Source organism: Vibrio sp. 1F255, assembly GCF_041439145.1.
GTDB lineage: Bacteria > Pseudomonadota > Gammaproteobacteria > Enterobacterales > Vibrionaceae > Vibrio > Vibrio crassostreae_C.
The window spans coordinates 79,249-85,587 of record NZ_JBGONQ010000024.1; the positions used below are offsets into that span (position 1 = coordinate 79,249).

Sequence of the window (6,339 nt, forward strand, 5' to 3'; positions counted from 1 at the left end):
TCCTCCTGGCAACTGTTTAACTCGATACATCGCTTTTTCTTAGAGTGAGCGCCATCACCAGGTACTTCAAGGATATTTCAACGAGTTTGTTTCAGTAAGTTCGGGGGTAATTCTCTATCTGTAACCGTTGATAAACTTAGCTCGGCGGCAACGAGCTCATGTGTGTTTGTATTGACTGCAATATGAAGCTTTCGCCAGACTCTACGCTTCCCATCCGTCCCGTGTTTTTTGACTTTCCATTCACATTCACCATAAACCTTAAGGCCAGTAGCATCGATGGCTAGGTGCCGTATTGCTCCTCTAGCTTTAGTCTTAAATGAGGCCTCAACTTGCTTGGCTCTACGAATGATGTAGGTGTAATGCGGACAACTTAACGGCACATGGGCTAACCAAAATATCGAGACTACAAATCCTTGCAGCGCTGTCAGTGGCATAGAGAAAACTCGTTTCACCATGAGTGCTGTCGTGATAGCTAAATCATTGAACCGACATGGCCTAAACGCGCGCTTATTCTGTTTGCTCTGCGTCCACCCGACTATTGTCTCTTTATCAATCCAAAAGGTCAGAAAGCCTCGATTAATAAATGATTGGTTGTATTGTAACGAGGTTTAGGCACAGAGCTACGAGAGGGGGTGGGCGTAGCTGAACAGGTCGTAGGTTCTAGGTTTAGTTCGATTGAATTACACAACAAAGCCAACTCTCGATATGGAATAGAACGCTATCTAGATAATGAAGAACAATAGGCAGCAATATCTTTTAAATCTTGTTCAGAAAGTCGACTTAATTGAGCCTTCATCATGTCAGCGTAGGCACCTTCACGTTGGTCGTTCTTATACATTGTCATAGTATTGAGCAAATAGAGGCGGTCTTGCCCTTTAAGGTCTGGGGAGTTTTTATTCGTGTTGTCGCCAGCAACTGAATGGCAAAAAACACAACTCGGGGATTTCAGTTTACCGAGTTCTGGATCACCAAAGTTGTCTGCGTGAAGTGTGAAAGAGAGGGAAGCAGTTAGTAAGATTAGATACTTGTTGTACACGTATATACTCCTGTGAAAACAAAAGTATAAAGCTTCCCCTTAGGGGAAGCTCAAGTATTAATAGCGATAGATGAGAACTTTTCTGAGAGTTACAGCGCTTTTTCTAATTCCGTTAGGAATCGAGCAATGTCTTCTGTACTAATATCACGGTGAGTAACAAAGCGAACAGGATTACCTGGTGACATAGTAATACCTTGTTCACCTAGCTCTCGTGCGATGCGGTTGATATCTACTGATTCATCTAATTTAGCAAACACAATGTTAGTTTGAATGAAATCAGGGTTAACAGAAAAGCCTTCTAACTTGCTTAGGCCGATCGCTAGGTTTTTCGCGTTCTCGTGGTCAGCTTTAAGTTGAGCAACGTTCTCAGTCAGTGCCATTTTACCTGCTGCAGCAAGAATGCCTGCTTGACGCATACCGCCACCAACCATTTTACGTAGTCGACGTGCTTTAGCGATGTACTCTTTACTACCAAGTAGCAGAGAGCCAATCGGAGCACCTAAACCTTTAGATAAACAAATCGTCATCGAATCGAAGTGTTGCGCGATCTCTTTAATGTGAACGTCTAACGCGACTGCCGCATTGTATACGCGTGCACCGTCTAAGTGCATCTGTAAACCATGTTGGTTTACGAACTCACGAGCTTCCGCTAGGTAAGACATTGGCAGCACTTTACCATTGATCGTGTTTTCTAAACTAAGAAGCTTAGTACGAGCAAAGTGGCTGTCGTCTGGCTTAATCGCAGCGGCAAGCTTTTTAAAATCTAAAGTGCCGTCTGGGTTGTTCTCGATTGGTTGAGGTTGAATCGAGCCCAATACCGCCGCGCCACCGGCTTCGTATTTGTAGTTGTGCGCCTGTTGACCACATAGGTATTCATCACCACGCTCACAGTGCGCCATTAGGCCGAGTAGGTTGGCTTGCGTACCTGAAGAGGTGAACATAGCGGCTTCAAAGCCCGTTTCGTTGGCTGCCCACTGCTCAAGCTCGTTTACTGTTGGGTCATCGCCATAAACATCATCGCCCACTTCTGCGTTTGCCATTGCGTCACGCATAGCTTGCGAAGGTTTAGTTACGGTATCAGAACGAAAGTCCATGTTTCTCTCCTAGAGTACTTTAGGTAGCCATATAATTGGCTATAGATGGCCACATAGTTGGGCTTTACTTAAACAAGCGATAGTTTTGGTATCAGTGATTTGATCGTGTCGTATTTTATCGTGCAGTTCTTCTAAACTCAGTTCGATCACTTCTATTACTTCATCGTCATCGCATTCAAAGCGGGTAGTGAGGCTTAAGTCTTTTGCGACAAACAGATGTTGTATCTCATCACAGAAGCCAGCCAAAGGGGTGACTTGCCCCAAGCTTTGAAAAGAAGTTGCACTGTAACCTGTTTCTTCTTCCAGTTCGCGTTGGGCACATTGAAGAGGTGTCTCATCTATTTCCATCGTGCCTGCGGGTAGTTCCAAAAGCCATTTCTTTAGAGAAGGGCGGAACTGGTTAATGAGGATGATTTTTCCAGACAAAGTGATAGGAAGAATAACTGCCGCGCCAGGGTGATTGATTGTTGTATGTTTTACCACGACGTTCGTAGGGAGCGTCACGTTCTCCTCTATGAGAGAAATACTTTTCCATTTATGGATAACTTTACTCATGCAGTCTGGCCACATTCCTTGCCAATTTTTCGTATAACGGAAGACGTGCACCACCATAACGTCTATGGTGTCGAAAATAAAAGAAAAATTAGGTTTCGTATTAGATTTAGTTTCACGCCGTTCGTGATGTTACTCTCATAATTGGAATCTATGATTGCGCCAAAATTACCGACGTAACCATCTGATATAAATGCAACTCAATAATAAAATGCACTTGTAACAAAGCGCTAACAAATGTATAAAAACAATTCTACACTCTCAACTGTTCAAAGATTTTCGGAGTAACGCATGAACCCTTCTATTTCTTCACATGCTGACAAAGCGCTACTCTCTGAAAGAATCAATAAATTAGCGCATGCTCTATCCGATGGTGTCTATGAAAGAGAAGACACGATTAAGCTCTGTTTACTGGCGGCTCTCGCCGGCGAAAGTGTATTCCTATTAGGCCCTCCGGGCATCGCAAAAAGCCTTATCGCGAAACGTCTCATTCAGGCTTTTGATAACAGCAGCTATTTCGAATATTTGATGACTCGTTTCTCTACTCCCGAGGAAGTGTTCGGCCCACTAAGTATCCAAGAATTAAAAGACAACGGTCGTTACGTAAGACTAACCGAAGGCTACCTACCAACTGCACAAGTCGTCTTCCTCGATGAGATCTGGAAAGCCGGCCCTGCAATCCTAAACACGCTACTTACTGTCGTTAACGAAAAGACTTTCAAAAACGGCAGTGATATTGAACGTGTACCGATGCGTCTACTAGTATCGGCATCCAACGAACTTCCAGATGAAGACAGCGGCTTGGAAGCACTTTATGACCGTATGTTGGTACGCGTGTTCGTGAACCGTATTCAAAACAAACAAAACTTCAAATCGATGCTGACGACGGGTACTTCTCAAGAAGCGGTAATTCCAAAAGGTTTGGCGATTACGGACATTGAATACCATCAATGGCAGAAAGAGCTCGATAAGCTGGAACTGACAGACAATTCGTTTGATAAGTTGTTTGAACTAAAAACCATGCTTGAAGAGACGGTTAAGAAGCAAGGCTCTGCTTCAGAGTCAGAATTGTATGTATCAGACAGACGCTGGAAGAAGGCCGTTAAACTATTGAAAGCGAGTGCGTTCTTCAGTGGTCGCGATAGCGTGAACCCGCTGGATATTATGCTTCTGCAAGATTGTTTGTGGCATAGCCCAGAATCACGTGATGTGGTTCGTAGCGTGGTGAAAGACTTTGCATTGAACCGAGCGTTTGATCAACAAGAGTCGAAAGCTCAAATTGAAATGTCTCGTGAAGAGTTAGAAGAGATTCAAGACGATGTTGAATCAACGTTGTCGGTGTCACTTTCTATGGAGTCAACCAGTGGCTTGTTGCGTAAAGATGTTTACCAGAATGACATCAAGAACGCGAAAATGTACAGTGTGGGCAGTGCTTACAATCTAGTGAAACTGGTTATGCTGCAAAGCAACATGTCGGTTTCTGAATCTGAGAAAGGCGATAGCCGTTGGGTATACGTAGCCAAAGACGATTTTGATCGTGTTCTTAAAGAAGGTCACGGTGATATTTACGGTTACGTAAACGAAAATAAAAACCTATGCCGTTTAAAACTCGACTTGGATGCATCAAACCAATTAGTGATTAAAGACATCGCCAATCGCTCTGTATTGGTGAGTGTGGTTACTACTGACGGTTTAGACCAAGAACTGTACAACAAGTGGTTGAGTGGCGCTGAGAAAGCCTTAGAACAGTTAACTGAAGCTGAATTCAAGTTAAAACGCGTTCGTACTGAATTCCATGATGCATTACCTCATAACTATATTGACCCTGACTTGCCGAAAGCGATGGAAGCAAGTTTGCAATCGGTAACGCAAGATCTTGAAACCACGAAAGTGAAGAGTGCCAAGATCGCTCAGCGTATTAAGTTTATGAGCCAGTACTTCGAGTAAGAGGAGAGCATATGTTAGGAGCAGACGGCTTAAACCTCGCTTTGATGGTAGCTGATTCCGGAATCATTGATACCGCGATGAATGATCTCATCGCTCGTTCTCAAGTCATGATGGCTGCAGAGAACAAAGGTGTGAAAACATCAGTGAAAAACCACTTAGTTAAATGGCGCGGTAAAGTTAAAAAACGCGTTACTAAGGTGTGTGAAACTGATCGATTCCAAGAGGAAATCGCCCTTTACCAAGAAGTGATTTACTGGGATGAACCTCAGTTCTTTGATGAGATTGACAGCGTTATCAAAAAGCTGGAGTGGCACTCAGCGTTTTATCTACAAGCTCGACGCCTTATGGAGAACAACAAGGGTGTTTATAACGCGATGTTTCCACACTACTTTTGCGACCAATGGTACCAATCACTTTCTGATGCGATTAAACAAGCTCAAGTAACTGAACTTGAAACAAGCAAAGAAAAAGTCTTAGCCGATCTTTATCAGCGCATGGAAACCATGAAAAACATGGATAAAGTGACTGAGTCGGGTGATGAAGGCAGTGTAGGGCGCTTGTGGGACATGGCTTCTGCCAAATTAAGCAAAACAGACCTTACCATCATGAAACGTCATGCTGAGTTCTTGAATAAGCACAAGGGCTTGCAAGAGATCGCTGAAAAGCTAGGCCGTATGGCTGGTGAGGAAGATGATCCTTCGCTACACAAAGCCCCTGTAGAAGAATTGCAGGTGGTTGAAGAGAAAAGCGATGAAGCGGTCGATGATATTGTCGGGATTCATGAAAGTGATGACCTTAACAAGATGCTGCCAAACGAAACCATGTTCTTAGCTTATCCTGAACTTGAGGTTATCTTTTACAAGCACTTGGCCGACAAGCGTTTACTGAGCTATCGCTCGCAAGGTAAATCACGCACGTTACGCAAAGTGAAGGCGCAAAAACCAGATAGCAAGAACATCGATATTGAAAAGGGCCCGTTTATCGTCTGTGTGGACGCTTCGGGTTCTATGAGTGGTTTCCCTGAGCAGTCTGCTAAAGCAATGGCTTATGCCTTAATGCAAATTGCTCTTGCAGAAGAGAGAGACTGTTATGTGATTCTTTTTTCTTCTGAGCAGATTACCTATGAGTTAACAAGGCAAGATGGCCTACGTGAAGCGAGCGACTTCTTAAGTTACTCATTCCACGGCGGTACGGATTTGGAACCTGTTCTCATGAAGTCGATTGACCTAATGACTGGTGATAAATACAAGAATGCCGATTTAATCGTACTTTCTGACTTTATTGCGCCGAAACAATCAGACGAAATGATTGCTCAGGTTGAAAAGTTGAAAGAACACAAAAACCGTTTCCATGCGGTTAGTCTTTCTAAGTATGGCAACCCTCAACTTATGACTATGTTTGACCACTGCTGGGCGTATCATCCGAGTCTTGTCGGTCGTTTCATGAAGAAGTGGTAGCGCTAGAACATCTTGTTTAACTCGATTTTGCTGTGTGTTTTTTGATTAAAGAGATCGAACATGCAGCAATTTGATTTAAATGTCAGCAAACGGAATTTAAATTCACTTTTTTGTTTGACTATCTCCCCTCAATCCGTAAAGTAGGCACCCGAACACAGCGGTGCGGCTTACTTAAGTCCCTAAAGTGTTGAATTAAAAAAGGCGCCTTGGCAGAGTGGCTATGCAGCGGATTGCAAATCCGTGGACCTCGGTT

Annotated in this window: 5 protein-coding genes and 1 pseudogene; 2 read left to right on the forward strand and 4 right to left on the reverse strand. The window is 43.6% G+C overall.

What is annotated here, in order from left to right; genetic code table 11:
• Nucleotides 1-80: 80 nt before the first annotated feature.
• From ACED41_RS14270 to ACED41_RS14285, 4 genes and pseudogenes are all read right to left on the reverse strand, one after another.
• Nucleotides 81-599 (reverse strand): annotated as a pseudogene (locus tag ACED41_RS14270) (IS5 family transposase); the annotation flags it as partial.
• Between the two features lie 119 nt (nt 600-718).
• Nucleotides 719-1,036 carry a cytochrome c gene (locus ACED41_RS14275; RefSeq protein WP_371725162.1) on the reverse strand — a complete coding sequence of 106 codons (318 nt, stop codon included), beginning with the start codon at nt 1,034-1,036 and terminating at the stop codon, nt 719-721.
• Nucleotides 1,037-1,125: 89 nt separating this feature from the next.
• The gene (ltaE, locus tag ACED41_RS14280; RefSeq protein ID WP_371725163.1) at nt 1,126-2,130 is read right to left on the reverse strand and encodes a low-specificity L-threonine aldolase; all 1,005 of its coding nucleotides are present in this window, start codon (nt 2,128-2,130) and stop codon (nt 1,126-1,128) included.
• A gap of 39 nt (nt 2,131-2,169) precedes the next feature.
• Nucleotides 2,170-2,685 (reverse strand): NUDIX hydrolase, encoded by a 516-nt coding sequence (locus ACED41_RS14285; RefSeq protein WP_371725164.1) that lies wholly within the window; start codon nt 2,683-2,685, stop codon nt 2,170-2,172.
• A gap of 288 nt (nt 2,686-2,973) precedes the next feature.
• Here ACED41_RS14285 and ACED41_RS14290 point away from each other — a divergent pair, with 288 nt between their 5' ends.
• Nucleotides 2,974-4,629 (forward strand): ATPase RavA domain-containing protein, encoded by a 1,656-nt coding sequence (locus ACED41_RS14290; RefSeq protein ID WP_017067123.1) that lies wholly within the window; start codon nt 2,974-2,976, stop codon nt 4,627-4,629.
• A gap of 11 nt (nt 4,630-4,640) precedes the next feature.
• Nucleotides 4,641-6,086, forward strand: coding sequence for an ATPase RavA stimulator ViaA (gene viaA, locus ACED41_RS14295; protein ID WP_017064542.1), 1,446 nt, complete (start codon nt 4,641-4,643; stop codon nt 6,084-6,086).
• The last annotated feature ends 253 nt before the right edge of the window (nt 6,087-6,339 follow it).